Source organism: Halomonas cupida, assembly GCF_900142755.1.
Classification (GTDB): Bacteria; Pseudomonadota; Gammaproteobacteria; order Pseudomonadales; family Halomonadaceae; genus Halomonas; species Halomonas cupida.
The window spans coordinates 299,814-316,074 of record NZ_FRCA01000003.1 but is presented as its reverse complement, the minus strand read 5'-3'; the positions used below and the strand labels follow the sequence as shown (position 1 = coordinate 316,074).

Below are 16,261 nucleotides of genomic sequence, written 5' to 3'. Positions count from 1 at the left end.
CGACAGCCATCATTGTGCCACCAGTATCGGGACGAACGATTATCAACATGGCAATCAAATAGCTCATCCTGATCGATTTGATTGTCGTCCGCACCACCCTGGCGCAAATGCACGGATCTGCGGGTGTGATGCGGTCTCGCGTCGGCCTGGTGGCCGACGGCGGCACGTCCCTGTGCCGCCATCAACCCAACATGAAAGCATGCCGGGTTAATATCTGGTTCTACATCAAGAATGCGTCGACACCGACGAGAACACCTGAATCACTGCCACGCCGCCGATGATCATCGCCATGCCGAGGATCGCTGGCAGGTCCGGTCGCTCGCCATAGATGGCAATACCGACCAGGGTGACCAGCACGATACCCAGTCCGGCCCAGAGGGCATAGGCGATCCCCACCGGTACGGTGCGCAGTACCAGGGTCAGCAGGTAGAAGGCCAACAGATAGCCCACCACCACCAGTACGCTGGGCCACAGCCGGGTGAACTCGTTGGAGGCCTTGAGCGCCGAGGTGGCAATCACCTCGGCAATGATGGCCAGCGCCAGATACACGTAACTCATGCCTCTGCTCCCTTGGCCATGCGCCGGATCATGATGCGATCGAAGATGCTGTTGAATGCCATGGCGTACACCAGGAAGAACAGCATGAAGCCGGCATCCAGCCAGAAGGCCTCAAGCAGGCCGATATTCAGCCACCAGGCAACAGCCGGCAAGGTGGTGATCAGCAGCCCCAACTCAAAACCGAAGGCTTGTGCAAATCGCTGGGCCAGACTGCGCTGACGCGTCGGCACCAGGCGGTCGAAACACCAGTTCCAGACCAGGTTCCACAACATGGCCACCGTAGCCAGCGCCGCGGCCAGAACCCCGATCTCCCCCAGGCCATGGCCGCTCAGCCATGACGCCAGAGGGGTGACGATCACCAGCCCCCCCAACTCAAATAGTGACATGTGCGCCAGGCGCTCCTTGAACGAACGCATCGCCATCCTCTCCTCTCGGTTGCTGCCTGCATCGGCCTCGCATCACGGAGCCGGGCAGGGAATGGCGACTATTCTAGTCAGTATCGTGATGGTATCGAGTTAGATACCATCTGTTTTTACGATAGATTGCCTATCTTTTACGATAGACTGCCCCCGACTATCAGGCCGACTCGAGCATGCGCCACTCCAGTAGATCCACGCATCGGCGTTGACACCACATACCAGAGAACTGCTCATGCACTGGACCCTCGACCAACTGACCCTGTTCATTGCCTGTGCCGAACGTGGCTCGTTCTCGGCGGCCGCACGTCATGCCGGGCGCGCACAGTCGGTAGTCAGTACTGCCATCGCCAATCTCGAACTTGACCTGGACTGCGAGCTGTTCGATAGAAGTACTCGCTCACCGACCCTGACCGCTGCGGGACAGGCACTGCTGCCCGAGGCCCGCGCCGTGATCGCTCAATGCCAGCGACTGACAGCCCGCGCCGAAACCCTGGCTCGCGGTGAAGAGGCCCAACTGGTGATCGCCATCGACGAGGCGCTGGTGGAAATGCCGCCGGTCGACGCCACGCTGGAAGCCCTGGCAGAACGCTATCCCGCCCTGTCATTGACCCTGCTCTACGGTGGTGAAGGCGATGTCGCCAACTGGGTTGAGGAACGCACCGCCAACCTCGGCATCATGCTCAGCCAGGACCACTCCCCCGGCGAGCTCGACGCCACCCGCATTGCCCTGCTGCGCCAACACTGGATCGTGGGGTCAAGACACGCGCTGGCTCAGCAGTCGAACATCGGCCCCCAACACCTGATGCAGCACCGCCAGTTGATGATCGCCTCACGTCGGCGCCCGGGACAGACACCGGAGTCCACACCGCAGAGCACTCACTGCTGGCGTCTGAACAGTTTCTACTCCATGGCCGAACTCGCCACCCGCGGCCTTGGCTGGGCCATTCTCCCTGAACATATCGCCCACTACCCCCCCTTTCGACAACGTCTGGTACGCCTGACCAGCGACGCCCTGGGCCAGGCTCCCAGCATCGAGGTGGAAACCGTTATCCGCCGCGACACCGGGCAAGGCCCGATCGCCCGCTGGCTGACAGCACAGCTGAGGGAGCGGTTCAGGGAAATGGGGGCGCAAAAGCCGTAAGCCGTAAGCCGTAAGCCGTAAGCCGTAAGCCGTAAGCCGACGAGTATCGAGCCGCGCAACGAACCATCCAGTGACGCCCCCAGGATCACAGACAAGAGTCAGGGGTCGGGGTTACTTACAGCTTACAGCTCTGACCTCGGCAACAACCCCGGCCGGTGATCGAGGTTGACCACCAGATGCCATAATGGCTGTCCGCTGTCGTGGTACTTGCGCTCGAAGTGCGTCAGGGGATCATCGTCCGGGTCAAAGGGCCCCAGCGGAGCAGAGGTACCGGTTGCCTGGGCGATGGCAATGGCAAATTCCTCGATATAGATACGCCAGTTCGAGCGGACTTCGAGACGCCCCCCCAGGCCGACGATAGCCGGAAAGACAGGATGGCCCTGCCAGCGCATCTTCAGCTGCATCGACTTGGGATAGGGGTTGGGGTAGAGCAGATAATGGCGCTCGGGTCGCCAGTCGGCCTCCAGCGCCAGGCGCCAGAAGTCCACCAGATCGGCTCGCACCAGCAAGGCGTTGTCAGGTAATGGCCCGTGCTCCCGAGACAAGCGGTCAGCACTGCGATCGACACCAATGACGGAATGTTCGGGGAAGCGCTCAGCCAACTTGCGTGTCGACATGCCGACGCCACAACAGGCGTCGAGAATGAGTCCCCTGCCACCCTGTGCCAGTCGCCATTGCTCGGCGCTCTTGAATGCCTCACGGGTATGCTCCGCAACCGGCTTGCGCCAGACATGTGCCAGCGCCCGGGCCACCCTTCTGTTCAAGTCATCATGAGGTCCGGTCTGATTGGTGGAAATACTGCGCGATGTCTGGTTCATGGGGACTCTCAGGCAAAAACATGACGATAAGGCGGAGTGTAACAGCCCCTCCTGCACTATTGACGTGGCAATCAAGCAGGTCTCCCTGATCGATTTGACTATCGCCCGCACCATACTGATGCAGACACGCAACTCCTCTGGTGAATCGCGTGCTCGAATCGGCCTCTTTTTCAGGCCCTGCAAGGCCCGCCGCAACAGGCCTGTTATGCACATCTTTGCCAGAACAGGCATGACGACGGATGACGCAAATGCTAAGATCGCTGGCCTCGCACCCTCTCTCATGGCAATATCGAACGGTGTTTTTGTCTGGGGCACATGACCAGGCGCTCGGTTCGAGGCTTCATCGCATGTACTCGTCTCAACAGTGCCCCAGCAACAAGGGAAATACCGGTCATGGCGTGATCGCCGAGAGGCTGTCTGTAGCCAGCGTGGAGACGCCGGAGTCTACACGCGGGTCAGGAGGAACGGTCGAGATCACTCAGGATCTCCCACCTCAACGCCAGGGTAGCAAGCGAGGCCATTGACCTGTGGCTCCCTGTTTTTTTATCTGCTTGATTACGAGGACTCCGGCTTGTCACATTTACCGGTGATCGTGGGCATGGGCGGCGTCAATCCTGCCGGCCGAACCTCGGGCCATCAGGCCTTCCGTCGCACCGTACTTGACGTACTGCCCGAGGCCCAGCAGGCCAATACTCTACTCGGCCTGGCAGCGCTGATGCGTCTCGCCAGCCGGGACGCTGATGAACGCTGGCATGATGCATCCGGCCAGTTGCTGGATGCGCAGACGCTCGTCGCCCAGACTCGCGACCATATACTCAATCACACACTGATCCGACGTAACGAGGATCCCCGCTTCGGTGCCGAAGGCATTCCCGGCAATCGCCGTGCGAGCCTGGCGCTGGAAACTCCGCTGACCTTTCGTCTGCGGCGTCGTGAACTCCCTGATGATCTGCCGCCCACCTGGCAGGTACGCGAGATCGATCGTCAGCAGCTGGAGGTCACTGTTCCCGCCGGCAACATGGATGTGATGCTCCCCGAGATACGTCCGGCCCAGGTGAAGGCAGCTGGTCAGTTGCCGACAGGTTTCGAGCCCAGTCAGTTGTATCGCAGCGTACATCACCCGCGCGGCCTATCGATGTCGATATTCGCCGCCAGTGACTGCCTTGGCGACAGTGGCCTGAACTGGGACACACTGCGTGATCGGCTCGACCCGGACAGTGTCGGAGTCTACGCCGGCAATTCCATTGGACAGCTCGATGAGGAAGGCTGGGGTGGACTGCTTCAGAGCTTTGTCTCCGGCAAGCGGGCAACCTCCAAGCAGATGCCACTGGGCTATGGGCAGATGCCGGCGGACTTCCTCAATGCCTATGTCATCGGTAGCGTCGGCACCACAGGCGCTGCCCTCGGTGCCTGTGCCAGCTTCCTCTACAACCTGCGCCTCGGTGTCAATGACATCCGCAGTGGCCGCTGCCGAGTGGTGATTGTCGGCACCTCCGATGCCCCCATCACGCCGGAAATCGTCGAAGGCTTCCGCAGCATGGGCGCACTGGCGGATGATGATAGCCTCAAGGCACTGGATGCACTGGAACTACTGACCGACAGCGATTACCAGCGGGCCTGCCGTCCCTTTGCGCGCAACTGTGGCTTTACCATCGGCGAAGCCAGTCAGTTCATCATGCTGATGGACGATGCTCTGGCTCTGGAGACCGGTGCCGAGATCCTCGGCAGTGTCCCGGATGTCTTCGTCAACGCCGACGGCTGGAAGCGTTCGATCTCTGCCCCGGGCATCGGCAACTATGTCACCCTCGGCAAGGCCTGTGCACTGGTTCGCGACATGCTTGGCGAGAAGGCACTACGCGAACGAACCTTCGTGCATGCCCATGGCACCTCGACGCCCAAGAACCGTACCACCGAGTCCCACGTCTTCGACGTCGTGGCACGCGCTCACGGTATCGAGCAGTGGCCGGTGGTGGCGATCAAATCCTGCGTTGGCCACTCCCAGGGGACGGCCGCGGGTGACCAGTTGACCAGTGCACTGGGCAGCTTCGCCTATGGCCTGCTGCCCGGCATCAATACCGTCGACAGTATTGCCGACGATGTCCATGCCGAGCGACTGCGCTTCTTCCAGCAACCCGTTGCCTTCGAGGCCGACGCCTCCTTCATCAATGCCAAGGGGTTTGGCGGCAACAATGCCACTGGCGTGGTACTGTCGCCGAATGCCACGGAGCGCCTGCTGCGCAAGCGCCATGGTGAAGCCGCACTCGACGAGTGGCGGACGCGCCGTGAGATCGTACGTACTCGCGCCAACCACTACCACCAGTCCGCCGATGCAGGCCGCTTCGATGTCCGCTATCGTTTTGGTGAAGGCGTACTGGAAGGCCCCGAGCTGGAAGTGGCTGCAGACAGTATCCATATCCCGGGCTATGCCCAGCCGGTCTCGCTGAACGTCGACAACCCCTTTGGGCGCCTCGACGAAGACTGACCGCGATTCTCGTCAGCCCCGGAGTACCTGTCGCCGGCCCCGGGGTGCCTATCCCCGGCCGTCGCCAGGAGAACTCCATGACCACCGCCGTTTACCCCGGCACCTTCGACCCCATCACCAATGGTCACTATGACCTGATCGAACGGGCTTCCCGCCTGTTCGACAAGGTGGTGGTGGCGATTGCCTCGAGCCCCGGCAAGGGACCAACGCTGGACCTTGATACCCGAATGCAGTTGACTCGTGAGGTTGTCAGCGCCCACGACAATGTTGTGGTGGTCGGCTTTTCAGGCCTGATGACCGAGTTCATGAAAGAGCAACAGGCTCGGGTTCTGCTGCGTGGCCTGCGTGCCGTATCCGATTTCGAATACGAGCTGCAGCTGGCCAACATGAACCGTGCCCAGATGCCTGACCTGGAGACCGTATTCCTGACACCGGAAGTCGAGAACTCCTACATTTCTTCCACCCTGGTCCGGGAAATCGCCCGCCTCGGTGGCGATGTATCAGGTCATGTGCATCCCAGGGTCGCTGAAACGCTGCGCAAGCATTACAATACCTGACCAAACCAGTGGGATTTGTTGCGACTGATTCGCAATATCCCGATGCAGTATGGATTCCCTTCTGCACTGGCTGGCCGATATTGTGTGAGGACCCCCATGGCCCTGATGATCACCGACGAGTGCATCAATTGCGACGTCTGCGAACCCGAGTGCCCCAACAACGCCATCTCTCCTGGCGAAGAGATCTATGTCATCGACCACAACCTCTGTACCGAGTGTGTGGGCCACTATGATGAACCCCAGTGCCAACAGGTCTGTCCGGTGGACTGTATCCCGCTGGACCCGGAGCACGTCGAAAGTCACGACAAACTGATGGAAAAGTACCACATCATCACCGCAGCCTGACCGCCACGGGCCTGATCTCTCTGACCAGGCCACAGGCCCTCTATGCGGGCGCATCTGCGGAATGAAAGCCGCGGAGTGGGAAGGAAGCCTCGAACATCATCCTCGAAACCTGCTATCGACAATCGGGCTCGAAAGCTGGCCTTGAAAATCGATCTTGAAAACCAGTTCTGGAAAACGGTCTTGAAGACCATTGCCCGAGGCTTCACCAGCAGATCCGAGCATCTGTGCCGGTGTGGTGCGGACGACAATCAAATCGATCAGGATGAGCTATTTGATTGCCATGTTAATAGCTGCCGGCCAGGTATGTATCACTGCAACACATAACGCCGGGCAAGGTTCTGTGTCGGGCGTGCATCGTTGTCATAGAGCTCGGCAAATGCCTCAAGGCTCTCGTCGGAAACCTTCAGCGGTGTCTTGAGGATGTTCCAATCGACGATCTCCGAGCATGGCGGTGTCGTCAGTGAACCACGATAGGTGTAGACAGAAAGGTCTTCCGGCAGCAGGTCACGGGGATTCTCTACTCCCAGATGGGTTTCGCCCATGGCGTCTGTCGCGGTATTCAGACTATCGCCAAACACCGAATTCTCACCGCCCCCATCCAGCATGACAGCCACAACGGCAAGTGAACCATCACTGGCCTGGTGCACGAAGTGGACCTCAGCCGGGAAATGCTTGCCGTCGATCGTGTGTTCGGACGGATGATGGAAATGGAACTGCTTGAGAGTATATTCCTTGCCATTGATCGTCGCCGTTCCCAGGTCAGCCCCGTTATCCTGGATGCCGTGACCGGTATTGGCGACCGAAAGATCGACTTCTTCGTTCCATTTGATCTCCAGGGGAAGCAACTGGGCATCCACTACTGAAGATGGCTGGATATCGATGGGAGACTGCTGATTCCCGGCACAGGAAGCAAAGTTTTCATGCAGATTGGCCCAGTTTTCCGGTCCGGTATCGCCCTCGTAACTCCATTCGACTTCACTTGCCATGGCTGCACTTCCAAGGGTCGCGGAAAGCGCAGCAACAATGGTCAACTTCTTGAAATGTGACATCAACAGTTCCTTTATCAATGATAATCCCTGGCGAGAGAATGGTGACATGGCAGACGTGATCTATCGCACGCAAGGCACCTTTGTCACACGACAGGGTATCTTTATTGCACGAAGACACTCTGTTTCTCTCGCTCAACCAGGATTCTATAGCGCCAGCGTATTATTCACTTGAGTCAATGACTGATGAACATCAAGAAACGGCAAATAAACAACCGGACTCAAGGCGCGCCAGAATGTACGTTCATATATCTGATTTTCTGTCGATTACTGGGGGACAGGCAATAATCCATTCGTCATCTTCAACAAGAACCCTCGAGCAACATTTCCACACGCCCCCGGCTGGCAACCATAACCATGGTTTGACCATCCGTGGCCGACTGCTGGATGTCCATCAGTAGAATAATGGTTGCCCGCTTGCAGCCTGCCAGCCGCAACGCGATCATGTCGCCTCAGGCACGAAACGCCCTTTCGTCCAGCCCTTCAACCCAGAGCCAGCCCGTGCATATCTACAAGGACACCCTCTCCAGCTTTCCACGCATTGCCAGCATTGCCTGGCCGATCATCCTGTCCAATATCACCGTTCCCCTGCTGGGGCTGGTAGACACCGCCGTGGTCGGCCACCTGGAGGACTCCCGCTATCTGGCAGGCGTTACCCTGGGGGCAACACTGTTCAGCTTCCTGTACTGGGGGTTCGGCTTTCTGCGCATGGGCACCACAGGCCTGACATCCCAGGCCATGGGGCGAGAACAGGACAGTGCCGTACGCCACCTGCTGGGGCAGTCACTGCTGATGGCCAGCGTGATCGGGCTGTTGCTGATCATACTGGGTGACCCGCTGATTGCACTCGGCCTGCGCCTGCTGGATGGCAGCGACAGTGCGACTCAACTAGCCGAGAGCTATGCGGCCATTCGCCTGCTTTCCGCCCCAGCGGTACTGGCCAACTACGCCATTCTCGGTTGGTTTCTCGGCCAGCAGAACAGCCGCGTTACCCTGGCACTGCTGCTGGTCAACAATGGCGTCAATATCGTCCTCGATCTGGTGTTTGTCGTTGGCCTGGACATGACCAGTGATGGAGTGGCCTGGGCGTCAGTGATCGCCGACTACAGTGCCTGCGGTCTTGGCCTGTGGCTGTGTCGCCATCGCCTGTTGCGCCTTGGAGGGCATTTCGAGAAGGCCCGCCTGCTGCGTCTCTCGGCCTATGCCGAGTTGTTTTCCGTCAACGCCAACCTGTTCGTGCGTACCCTTGGTCTGCTGTTTGCCCAGGCCTTCTTCACTGCCCAGGGGGCGGCCCAGGGCGATACCGTGCTTGCCGCCAATGCTGTGCTGCTGCAGTTCATCATGCTGACGTCCTACGCCCTGGACGGGTTTGCCAATGCGGCAGAAGCCCTGACCGGACATGCCATTGGTCGTAAACGCATGGACGAATTCACCACTGCAGTCCGTGGTGCCGCCTTCTGTTCAGTGGTCACCGCAGGCCTTGCCAGCCTGGCCTTTGCCTTCGGTGGCAATAGCCTGGTGGCACTACTGACGGGGCTCCCCGAGGTTCGCGCCACTGCAGCGGACTATCTGCCCTGGATGGTCGCCATGCCATTGATCGCCGTATGGAGCTATCTGCTCGATGGTGTCTTCATCGGTGCCACGGCGATTCGTGAAATGCGTAATTCGATCTTCATCGGACTGATCGTCTATCTTCCGCTATGGTGGCTGACACAAGACTTCGGTAATCATGGTCTATGGTTGTCATTCATGGCCTTTACCGCAGTACGCTCGTCAGTGCTGATCGGCTATTACCTGCACTACCGCCATTCGCGCTGGAGCAGCAACGCTGCTTTGACTTGATTGCTGCGCCGCGGCAAATTAACTCCGAGTCAACAACATCGAGCCGCCCAGCGGCCACCCAACACAACCAGAAGAAGCGAACCACGCCATGCTGAGAGCCCTTTCGCGTCCTGCAGTGAAACTGGTCGAACGCTACCTGCCCGACCCCTATATTTTCGTCCTGTTGCTGACCCTGATCGCGGCAGCCGCCGCCATCGGCATCGAGCGTCAGTCGCCGATGGCCGTTCTCACCTACTGGGGGGATGGCTTCTGGAACCTGTTGCAATTCTCGATGCAGATGCTGCTGGTGCTGGTCACCGGCTTCATGTTGGCCAGCTCCCCTCCGGTAAAGCGTCTGCTCTCCTCGCTGGCTACGCTGGCCAACAATGCCGGTGCGGCGATCATCCTGGTGACCCTGGTGTCACTGGCTGCCAGCTGGATCAACTGGGGCTTCGGTCTGGTAGTGGGGGCGCTGTTTGCCAAGGAACTGGCCCGCCAGATCAAGGTCGACTATCGCCTGCTGGTCGCCAGTGCCTACTCCGGCTTCATTGTCTGGCATGGCGGGCTGGCGGGCTCGGTTCCTTTGACCATTGCCACCGATGGCCACTTCTCCATGGAGCAGATCGGTGTCATCGGCACCTCACAGACCATCTTCTCGGCGTTCAACCTGATCATCGTCGCCGCGCTGTTCGTGGCCGTGCCGCTGGTCAATCGCATGATGCTGCCGGGCGAGCGCGAAAGCGTCTACATCGATCCTGCGTTGCTGGGTGACGACGACAACGAGCGTCCGCGCATCACCCGCCCCGCCGAGCGACTGGAAAACAGCGTCACCCTGGCCTTGCTGGTCGGTGTACCGGGGCTGATCTATCTGGTCAGCTACTTCATCGGTGGTGGCGGCCTGAACCTGAATATCGTCAACTTCCTGTTCCTGTTCCTCGCCATCGTCCTGCACCGCACACCTCAGAGCCTGCTCAACAGCCTGCACGAAGGCATCAAGGGTGGCGCGGGTATCGTCATCCAGTTCCCGTTCTATGCCGGGATCATGGCAATCATGATCCAGTCCGGGCTGGCCGAGACCATGTCCAGAGCGATGATCTCCTTCGCCACCGAAACGACGCTGCCATTCTGGACCTTCATCAGTGCCGGTATCGTCAACATGTTCGTGCCTTCCGGCGGAGGACAGTGGGCGGTACAGGCCCCGGTGGTCATTCCTGCGGCCCAGGCGTTGGGTGTCGATATTCCGCGAGCCGCCATGGCAGTGGCCTGGGGAGACGCCTGGACCAACCTGCTGCAACCGTTCTGGGCCCTGCCGGTATTGGGTATTGCAGGTCTCAAGGCCAAGGACATCATGGGTTTCTGCCTGATCCAGCTGATCGTGACCGGCGTGATCATTTCCATCGGCCTGACCTGGCTGTAGCAACAGATCGCCAACGATCCTCACCTCGATAATGCATAACGCCTTGTCCCCTCAGCGGAGGCAAGGCGTTATGCTATGGGGATTCACGCCACCATCGCACTCCAATAACGAGACTCCCGACAATCACACACCCAATAACCACACTGCCGATAACCACACCACACGGGAATACACCAAGGACCGCCCCTATGGACCAACACCGCCTACCCGGCCAGCATGAGCTGACCATGACCGTACTGATGACCCCTGATATGGCCAACTTCAGCGGCAAGGTTCACGGTGGAGCCATTCTCAAGAAGCTCGACGAAGTCGCCTATGCCTGCGCCAGCCGCTACTCAGGACACTATGTGGTCACGCTGTCGGTGGATCAGGTCACATTCGAACAACCGATTCACGTCGGTGAGCTGGTCACCTTTCTGGCCAGCATCAACCATGTTGGCCGCTCCTCGATGGAAGTCGGCATCAAGGTGGTTGCCGAAGATATCCAGCAGAAGGTCATTCGCCACACCAACAGCTGCTATCTGACCATGGTGGCCGTGGATGCAGATGGTCGCCCCGCCGCCATCGCGCCTCTCGAGCTCAAGACCGACGTGCAGCAGCGCCGCTTCGATCAGGCCGCCAGACGCAAGGAACTGCGCAAGCAGGCCCAGCAGAAGTAGTCCCATCGAAAACACGAAGGCCACCCCAGTGGGCGGCCTCCGTGTTGTATACGGGGTGTCAGGTCAACCGCAGCCAACTTCCGTAATCACATCATTGTCGTCCAACTTGACGTTGAGACGATCAAGACGCAGGTCCATGGTCGCAGCAGTGTTGGGGCGCAGCACACGCAACGTCCGCGCTCCACTGTCACTCAACAGCTGGGGTTCCATGTCCTGCTGATAGTCGTGTCCGACCCAGCTCTGGACCGCATCCACATCACACATGTCCTGAGGTTCGTCAGTCATGGACGGTGGCAAGGGGGCGGGATCCTTTTCTGCCTGGCTACCCGAGGAGCCAGTAGAGCAACCCGCCAGCCCCAGAGAGGCTACCATCAAAAGTACGCAGGAAACTCGGAACATGGTTGGCCTCCAATGCCGACAGCAGCGTCATGCTGCCGCTTCAAATTCACAGGCTATCAGCCTGCCCAGGGAATCCGGCGCCGCCAGTCGGGCGGCGCCTCACGCCAGGAGTCTTTATATCAGGCTACTTGTTGGCACTGTTCTGGATGCCTTCACCGGCCTTTTCGATATCCTGGCCTACGCCCCGCCAGGTGTTGCAACCACTCAGCATCGCCAGTGTCATCAGCGACACAAGTACAACAGACAGGGTTCTTTTCATCGTCAACACTCCTTGAGCCTATCAATTCTTGCGTAACACCCTGTTAATCTAGCATGAAGGTTGCTGGTTGTGTGCTGGATCATTCTGAATACCTCAATCGTTTCATACTCAAGCCAACAGCAGCCGCAGGATGATGACGACAATGACCGCCAGCGTCAGCCACTTGACCACCTGAGCGCCTCGCGTGCTCATGTTGACCTTCACCGCCAGCCAGGCCCCCGTCATGCTACCGGCCGCCAGCATCAGACCGTAGCTCCAGCGCACCTGGTCATGCCACAGGAACATTGCCAGCGCCGGCAATGTGTAGACCAGAATGATCACCACCTTGAAGGCGTTGACCTGGGCCAGGTCAATACGGAGCATGCGATAGAGGACAATGATGAACAGAATGCCCACGCCGACTTGAAGGAACCCGCCGTAGACACCGATCAGGAACATGGCCAGATAGATGATGGGTGTCAGTCTCTGCCTCGTCAGGGGGCGGGTATCCAGCCGCGGTTGCGGTAGCATCATGATGGCCGCGGCGGCCACCATGACCGCCACCAGAATCGTCTCGAACAGCGCATCACTGACCTGCAGTGCAAGCCACACGCCCAACAGCGAGCCAAGCACTGCAGGCATGGCCAAACGCAGACTCAGGTCGATATAACGCGCTCCGGCGCGAAAGAAGTTCCAACTGGCCGAGACACTCTGCAGAGCGATCGATACCCGGTTGGTACCATTGGCCACCTGGGGTGGCAGCCCGAGAAACATCAACAGCGGCAGGGTCAGCATCGAACCTCCCGCCGACAGAACATTGATGAACCCGGCAACCACGCCGATACCCAGTAGTGCCACAGCTTCCATGATTGTCATCTGATTATTCCGTGCTGACTTTCCTGCCGAGATTCCACCTGGATTTCAACTACAAGATTTCAACTACAAGATTTCAACTACAAGATTTCAACTACAAGATTTCAACTACGAGGACTAAACCTCGAGCTGAACAGTCGTGTACTCTGTCAGGCAAGTTGAGACTGGAGCCCCATCATGCCCGATTTCCCCCTGGATCCGCGCCTTGTCGCAGACAGTTATCCACTCACCGAGCTTCCGCTGTGCCAGTTGCGTCTGATGGACGACACCCGCTACCTGTGGCTGATCCTGATCCCCAGGCGCGCCGGTATCAGCGAAGTCTTCGAATTGAGCGTGGAAGACCAGCACCAGATGTGGCGCGAGGCCGCGATGATCGGCAAGGCCGTCAAGGCACATCGCAACGGGGACAAGCTCAATATCGCCAGTCTCGGCAACATGGTGCCGCAATTGCATCTCCATGTGATTGTCCGCCATCAGGGCGATGCCGCCTGGCCTGGTCCGGTGTGGGGTCAGGGGGAGGCAGAGCCCTACGACAAGGAGTACCTCGCCGAAGTCCGTGAGCGTGTGCTGTCGATCGTCAGCGGCATGCCCTTTTGACTCTGGCTAGCCGCCGAACGGTCCTGCACTGCCACCACCTGCCGGCACCAACAGCGGCAGGCCACCGGCACTGTGATCCAGTTGGCTCAGCAACAGGATACCCAGCGCACAGATCGCCAGGCCACCTGCCAGCGATACCAACGGCGACAGCAGCGCCCAGGGAATCCGTGAACGGCGAGTCAGGCGACGTTCCGCCCAGTGGCGCGCCATAACGCTGGCCAGCCCCAGTGCCGAGACCGTGATCGCCGTGCCCAGAGCCATGACCAACACCGATGCCACCCCCATCCGTGGGTGGCCAAGCAATGTCGTCACTCCCATCAACAACACGGCGCCACTGCACGGCCTCACCCCGATGGCCAGCACCGCCAACCAGGCTCCTCGCCCCTGACCAACCTGCTCAGGAGAAACATGATGATGCCCTGAGCAACAGTCGTGGTCGTGGTCGTGGTCGTGGTCGTGGTCGTGGTCGTGGTCGTGGTCGTGGTCGTGGTCGTGGTCGTGAGCATGATGGTGATGATGGGCCTGAGCATGGCGAGCGGCGTTCATCCGGCGCAGATCACGCAATGCCCGCAGGCATAGCCAGAGGCCAAGCAGTGCCACCATGGAAAAGCTCAGACGTTCCACCCAGACCACACTGCCCAACGCTTCGCGGGTCAGCCAACCAAGACCGTTCACCAGCACCAATACCAGGCCAATGGCGACCAGCGCCTGAAGCAGGGCAGCAGCACAGGACAGTCCCAGCGCACGGCGCCAGGCACCGCCCTGGGAAACCAGCCAGGTCGCCAGCACCGCCTTGCCATGTCCAGGTCCTGCGGCGTGGAAGATGCCATAGAAGAAGCTCAACCCCAGCAACGTCGACCAGGCGTGTAACGAGGGTTCATGATCCAGCGCCGTCACGGCATTGGTCAGTTGGTGATGCAGTTCACTCTGTTGAGTAATGATCCAATGACTGAGCAGCGTCAGGCGCTCGCCGAACACCCAATACAGCCCGGCCAGCACCAGTAACAGTCCAAGGGACCATATTGCGGAATGCCACGAAACCAGGCGCCTCATCGGCAGTCCACCTTGCCGGTTTCGGCGAAGAAGCGTCCGAGCCCTGGCGACGCTGTATCGGTTCTGTCGAGCGCAGACGCCTCCATGACCTTCTCGGGATCAGGTTCTGCCAGCTGGATGTCGTGATGGCACGTCAGAGATGTCGGCGGCACCAGCGCAGAGGGCATTGGATGACGACCATCCTCGGACTCATGCACCACTTCCACGTAGTAGGACGGGTCATAGACCCGATACGTCAACAGGTGGCCATCAAGCGATATCGGTTCAGCAAGCGGCAGCCGAAAGTGCAGCACCACTCGACCATCATTGTTCATTACCGTGGCTTCGGTGACCGGCGCGAATTCCAGCGCCTGACCGTCGATATCGGCCTCGGTGAAGAAGCCCTGAGGCGCCAGGCTCTGCAGCATGTCCCCACCGAGCTTGTCGAGCGCGGCTTCCATGCCATCCTTGTCGGCCTGAAGCTCCTCAAGCAGGATGGTGCTGTAGAAGGGGTCCAGACGCCAGGCCTCCTCAAGGGCCACCAGGCGCCCGTCATCATCGGCCACCACACGCACAGAAAGATCTACCCAGGAATGAGGGTGGGCGCTCACCAGCCCGGCGGGCATCAACAACATCAGAACGACGAGCGTGTATTTCCTCAGCGTCATAGTGCCCGCCCCAATCGGTGCTGAAGTTCGATGAACAAGGGTTCAACAACATTGGGCGACAACGTCTGGCCACCACGGTAGCCCTGCAGCGAGATGCTGGCACCGGAGGGAGTATCGGTCACCCGGACCTCGACGCGATAGATCGGCCAGCGCGCGAGGCTGGCATCGATGCGCCCCAGGCTACCATCCGCCGTGGTGATGACATAGCCCTGTTCCATCAGCAACGCCAGGGCTTCGTGGACAGCTCGATCAGCACTGACCGCCACGGGCATGCTACGCGCCGGCGCCGAGGGCGCGGGAGCGGCGCAACCAGCCAGCAGGGCCAGAACCAGGAGTACAGCAGCCAGGCGCATCAGCGGCCCTCCTCGATAGCAGTAGTGGATACCGGTCGCCCCTCGAGCTGGGCACGGAAATCCTGACAGAAATGAGCGTCGCTGGCGGTGCGTGATTCTCGCAGGTCACCAGCCCAGTCATAGAGGCGAATATCACGTGTTACGCGGATATCGGTCTCACCGACCGCTACCGACACGCGCTCGATGCGAGTCGCATCATCAATGGTGCCGCGACCACCGCCGATGCCGATACCGATACCGGTTCCCACGCCGATATAGCCGCCGGAGCCGCCGACAATGACTCCGCCGATATGCGGACGAACGGCATCGGCATTGTGATAGACCGCCCGTTCCGCGCGATCGGCGCTGACCACTCCGAGCTCTGTATCGGTATCCCGCACCAGGAAATCACGGTTCTCGAGCACGTCGACCACCGCGGCAAGGCTGGTGCTGCCGGGCGTGATCGTCCAGTGGCAACTGGCCGAAGGCGCCGGCTCGGCCACGGGCATGCTGGTCGGAGCCGTCTGACACCCGGCCAGCAACAATGTCAGTGCGGCGACACTCCAGGCCTGGAGCCGGGCGCCACCATATGGAAGGGGCATGACGATCTCCTTGTCCCGCCTCGATAGCGGATTGAGGAACAATGACGAGCGCAGGGACAGGCCCGGTGTCTGGCAGACCGCAGTACCGGTGCTCTGCTCAGGTACACCGCACACAGTATCCCTCGCCTTGTCGAAGCTGTTCCCGAAGTTTACGCGCAACAGGGGCCACGGCAAATTGGCACTGGCCGATACCAGGACAGGTCAGATAGACTGACAATAAGTGGAAATTTTTTCCAAAAACACCGGAGGCCTGTTTT

General features: G+C 59.7%; 20 protein-coding genes. 9 read left to right on the top strand and 11 right to left on the bottom strand.

What is annotated here, in order from left to right:
* Positions 1-225: 225 nt before the first annotated feature.
* Both BUE38_RS07790 and BUE38_RS07785 read right to left on the bottom strand, forming a co-directional pair.
* The gene (locus tag BUE38_RS07790) at positions 226-558 is read right to left on the bottom strand and encodes a DMT family transporter (RefSeq protein WP_073434457.1); all 333 of its coding nucleotides are present in this window, start codon (positions 556-558) and stop codon (positions 226-228) included.
* Positions 555-974, bottom strand: coding sequence for a PACE efflux transporter (locus tag BUE38_RS07785; protein ID WP_073434456.1), 420 nt, complete (start codon positions 972-974; stop codon positions 555-557). Before BUE38_RS07785 ends, BUE38_RS07790 begins: the two co-directional genes overlap by 4 nt.
* Before the next feature lie 235 nt (positions 975-1,209).
* Here BUE38_RS07785 and BUE38_RS07780 point away from each other — a divergent pair, with 235 nt between their 5' ends.
* Complete coding sequence (locus tag BUE38_RS07780; RefSeq protein WP_073434455.1) at positions 1,210-2,118, top strand: LysR family transcriptional regulator; 909 nt, start codon at positions 1,210-1,212, stop codon at positions 2,116-2,118.
* 122 nt (positions 2,119-2,240) lie between these two features.
* Here the strand turns inward: BUE38_RS07780 and trmB are convergent, their stop codons facing one another.
* Positions 2,241-2,936, bottom strand: coding sequence for a tRNA (guanine(46)-N(7))-methyltransferase TrmB (gene trmB / locus BUE38_RS07775; RefSeq protein WP_073434454.1), 696 nt, complete (start codon positions 2,934-2,936; stop codon positions 2,241-2,243).
* A 598-nt stretch (positions 2,937-3,534) separates the two neighbouring features.
* On the opposite strand from trmB, the gene BUE38_RS07765 reads away from it, so the two are divergent.
* The 4 genes from BUE38_RS07765 (at position 3,535) to BUE38_RS22465 (ending at position 6,644) form a co-directional block, all read left to right on the top strand.
* Positions 3,535-5,418 carry a beta-ketoacyl synthase gene (locus BUE38_RS07765; RefSeq protein WP_084541814.1) on the top strand — a complete coding sequence of 628 codons (1,884 nt, stop codon included), beginning with the start codon at positions 3,535-3,537 and terminating at the stop codon, positions 5,416-5,418.
* A gap of 77 nt (positions 5,419-5,495) precedes the next feature.
* The gene (gene coaD, locus BUE38_RS07760; RefSeq protein ID WP_073434452.1) at positions 5,496-5,975 is read left to right on the top strand and encodes a pantetheine-phosphate adenylyltransferase; all 480 of its coding nucleotides are present in this window, start codon (positions 5,496-5,498) and stop codon (positions 5,973-5,975) included.
* Between the two features lie 96 nt (positions 5,976-6,071).
* A complete protein-coding gene (locus BUE38_RS07755; protein WP_073434451.1) occupies positions 6,072-6,320 on the top strand; it encodes a YfhL family 4Fe-4S dicluster ferredoxin in 249 nt (82 codons plus the stop codon).
* Positions 6,321-6,500: 180 nt separating this feature from the next.
* Positions 6,501-6,644, top strand: a complete 144-nt coding sequence (locus BUE38_RS22465) for a hypothetical protein (RefSeq protein ID WP_234986818.1) — start codon at positions 6,501-6,503, stop codon at positions 6,642-6,644.
* On the opposite strand, the gene BUE38_RS07750 is transcribed toward BUE38_RS22465, so the two are convergent.
* Positions 6,629-7,369 carry a carbonic anhydrase gene (locus tag BUE38_RS07750; RefSeq protein WP_073434450.1) on the bottom strand — a complete coding sequence of 247 codons (741 nt, stop codon included), beginning with the start codon at positions 7,367-7,369 and terminating at the stop codon, positions 6,629-6,631. The two genes, BUE38_RS22465 and BUE38_RS07750, sit on opposite strands and share 16 nt — an antisense overlap.
* A gap of 498 nt (positions 7,370-7,867) precedes the next feature.
* Here BUE38_RS07750 and BUE38_RS07745 point away from each other — a divergent pair, with 498 nt between their 5' ends.
* From BUE38_RS07745 to BUE38_RS07735, 3 genes are all read left to right on the top strand, one after another.
* Complete coding sequence (locus BUE38_RS07745) at positions 7,868-9,208, top strand: MATE family efflux transporter (protein WP_234986816.1); 1,341 nt, start codon at positions 7,868-7,870, stop codon at positions 9,206-9,208.
* A gap of 88 nt (positions 9,209-9,296) precedes the next feature.
* Positions 9,297-10,604: a short-chain fatty acid transporter gene (locus BUE38_RS07740; RefSeq protein WP_073434449.1), complete on the top strand. Its 1,308-nt coding sequence runs from the start codon at positions 9,297-9,299 to the stop codon at positions 10,602-10,604.
* A gap of 188 nt (positions 10,605-10,792) precedes the next feature.
* A complete protein-coding gene (locus BUE38_RS07735) occupies positions 10,793-11,263 on the top strand; it encodes an acyl-CoA thioesterase (protein ID WP_073434448.1) in 471 nt (156 codons plus the stop codon).
* A gap of 63 nt (positions 11,264-11,326) precedes the next feature.
* On the opposite strand, the gene BUE38_RS07730 is transcribed toward BUE38_RS07735, so the two are convergent.
* From BUE38_RS07730 to BUE38_RS07720, 3 genes are all read right to left on the bottom strand, one after another.
* A complete protein-coding gene (locus BUE38_RS07730) occupies positions 11,327-11,662 on the bottom strand; it encodes an I78 family peptidase inhibitor (RefSeq protein WP_073434447.1) in 336 nt (111 codons plus the stop codon).
* Positions 11,663-11,786: 124 nt separating this feature from the next.
* Positions 11,787-11,921: an entericidin A/B family lipoprotein gene (locus BUE38_RS07725; protein WP_073434446.1), complete on the bottom strand. Its 135-nt coding sequence runs from the start codon at positions 11,919-11,921 to the stop codon at positions 11,787-11,789.
* Positions 11,922-12,029: 108 nt separating this feature from the next.
* Positions 12,030-12,776 carry a sulfite exporter TauE/SafE family protein gene (locus BUE38_RS07720; RefSeq protein ID WP_073434445.1) on the bottom strand — a complete coding sequence of 249 codons (747 nt, stop codon included), beginning with the start codon at positions 12,774-12,776 and terminating at the stop codon, positions 12,030-12,032.
* 174 nt (positions 12,777-12,950) lie between these two features.
* Between BUE38_RS07720 and BUE38_RS07715 the strand changes: the two genes are divergently transcribed.
* Entirely contained in the window at positions 12,951-13,370 is a 420-nt protein-coding gene (locus BUE38_RS07715; protein ID WP_073434444.1) for an HIT domain-containing protein, read from the top strand.
* 6 nt (positions 13,371-13,376) lie between these two features.
* On the opposite strand, the gene BUE38_RS07710 is transcribed toward BUE38_RS07715, so the two are convergent.
* The 4 genes from BUE38_RS07710 to BUE38_RS07695 are packed head-to-tail and all read right to left on the bottom strand — an operon-like array spanning position 13,377 to position 16,004.
* Positions 13,377-14,423, bottom strand: a complete 1,047-nt coding sequence (locus BUE38_RS07710) for a nickel/cobalt transporter (protein ID WP_073434443.1) — start codon at positions 14,421-14,423, stop codon at positions 13,377-13,379.
* Complete coding sequence (locus BUE38_RS07705; RefSeq protein WP_073434442.1) at positions 14,420-15,070, bottom strand: DUF1007 family protein; 651 nt, start codon at positions 15,068-15,070, stop codon at positions 14,420-14,422. Before BUE38_RS07705 ends, BUE38_RS07710 begins: the two co-directional genes overlap by 4 nt.
* Entirely contained in the window at positions 15,067-15,423 is a 357-nt protein-coding gene (locus BUE38_RS07700) for a hypothetical protein (protein WP_073434441.1), read from the bottom strand. Before BUE38_RS07700 ends, BUE38_RS07705 begins: the two co-directional genes overlap by 4 nt.
* The gene (locus BUE38_RS07695; protein WP_073434440.1) at positions 15,423-16,004 is read right to left on the bottom strand and encodes a hypothetical protein; all 582 of its coding nucleotides are present in this window, start codon (positions 16,002-16,004) and stop codon (positions 15,423-15,425) included. Before BUE38_RS07695 ends, BUE38_RS07700 begins: the two co-directional genes overlap by 1 nt.
* Positions 16,005-16,261: the final 257 nt, after the last annotated feature.

What these genes read in the sequence shown, in the direction of transcription:
- BUE38_RS07790 (WP_073434457.1), bottom strand. Translation starts at nt 558, where the DNA reads ATGAGTTACGTGTATCTGGCGCTGGCCATCATTGCCGAGGTGATTGCC.
- BUE38_RS07785 (WP_073434456.1), bottom strand. Translation starts at nt 974, where the DNA reads ATGCGTTCGTTCAAGGAGCGCCTGGCGCACATGTCACTATTTGAGTTG.
- BUE38_RS07780 (WP_073434455.1), top strand. Translation starts at nt 1,210, where the DNA reads ATGCACTGGACCCTCGACCAACTGACCCTGTTCATTGCCTGTGCCGAA.
- trmB (WP_073434454.1), bottom strand. Translation starts at nt 2,936, where the DNA reads ATGAACCAGACATCGCGCAGTATTTCCACCAATCAGACCGGACCTCAT.
- BUE38_RS07765 (WP_084541814.1), top strand. Translation starts at nt 3,535, where the DNA reads ATGGGCGGCGTCAATCCTGCCGGCCGAACCTCGGGCCATCAGGCCTTC.
- coaD (WP_073434452.1), top strand. Translation starts at nt 5,496, where the DNA reads ATGACCACCGCCGTTTACCCCGGCACCTTCGACCCCATCACCAATGGT.
- BUE38_RS07755 (WP_073434451.1), top strand. Translation starts at nt 6,072, where the DNA reads ATGGCCCTGATGATCACCGACGAGTGCATCAATTGCGACGTCTGCGAA.
- BUE38_RS07750 (WP_073434450.1), bottom strand. Translation starts at nt 7,369, where the DNA reads ATGTCACATTTCAAGAAGTTGACCATTGTTGCTGCGCTTTCCGCGACC.
- BUE38_RS07740 (WP_073434449.1), top strand. Translation starts at nt 9,297, where the DNA reads ATGCTGAGAGCCCTTTCGCGTCCTGCAGTGAAACTGGTCGAACGCTAC.
- BUE38_RS07735 (WP_073434448.1), top strand. Translation starts at nt 10,793, where the DNA reads ATGGACCAACACCGCCTACCCGGCCAGCATGAGCTGACCATGACCGTA.
- BUE38_RS07730 (WP_073434447.1), bottom strand. Translation starts at nt 11,662, where the DNA reads ATGTTCCGAGTTTCCTGCGTACTTTTGATGGTAGCCTCTCTGGGGCTG.
- BUE38_RS07725 (WP_073434446.1), bottom strand. Translation starts at nt 11,921, where the DNA reads ATGAAAAGAACCCTGTCTGTTGTACTTGTGTCGCTGATGACACTGGCG.
- BUE38_RS07720 (WP_073434445.1), bottom strand. Translation starts at nt 12,776, where the DNA reads ATGACAATCATGGAAGCTGTGGCACTACTGGGTATCGGCGTGGTTGCC.
- BUE38_RS07715 (WP_073434444.1), top strand. Translation starts at nt 12,951, where the DNA reads ATGCCCGATTTCCCCCTGGATCCGCGCCTTGTCGCAGACAGTTATCCA.
- BUE38_RS07710 (WP_073434443.1), bottom strand. Translation starts at nt 14,423, where the DNA reads ATGAGGCGCCTGGTTTCGTGGCATTCCGCAATATGGTCCCTTGGACTG.
- BUE38_RS07705 (WP_073434442.1), bottom strand. Translation starts at nt 15,070, where the DNA reads ATGACGCTGAGGAAATACACGCTCGTCGTTCTGATGTTGTTGATGCCC.
- BUE38_RS07700 (WP_073434441.1), bottom strand. Translation starts at nt 15,423, where the DNA reads ATGCGCCTGGCTGCTGTACTCCTGGTTCTGGCCCTGCTGGCTGGTTGC.
- BUE38_RS07695 (WP_073434440.1), bottom strand. Translation starts at nt 16,004, where the DNA reads ATGCCCCTTCCATATGGTGGCGCCCGGCTCCAGGCCTGGAGTGTCGCC.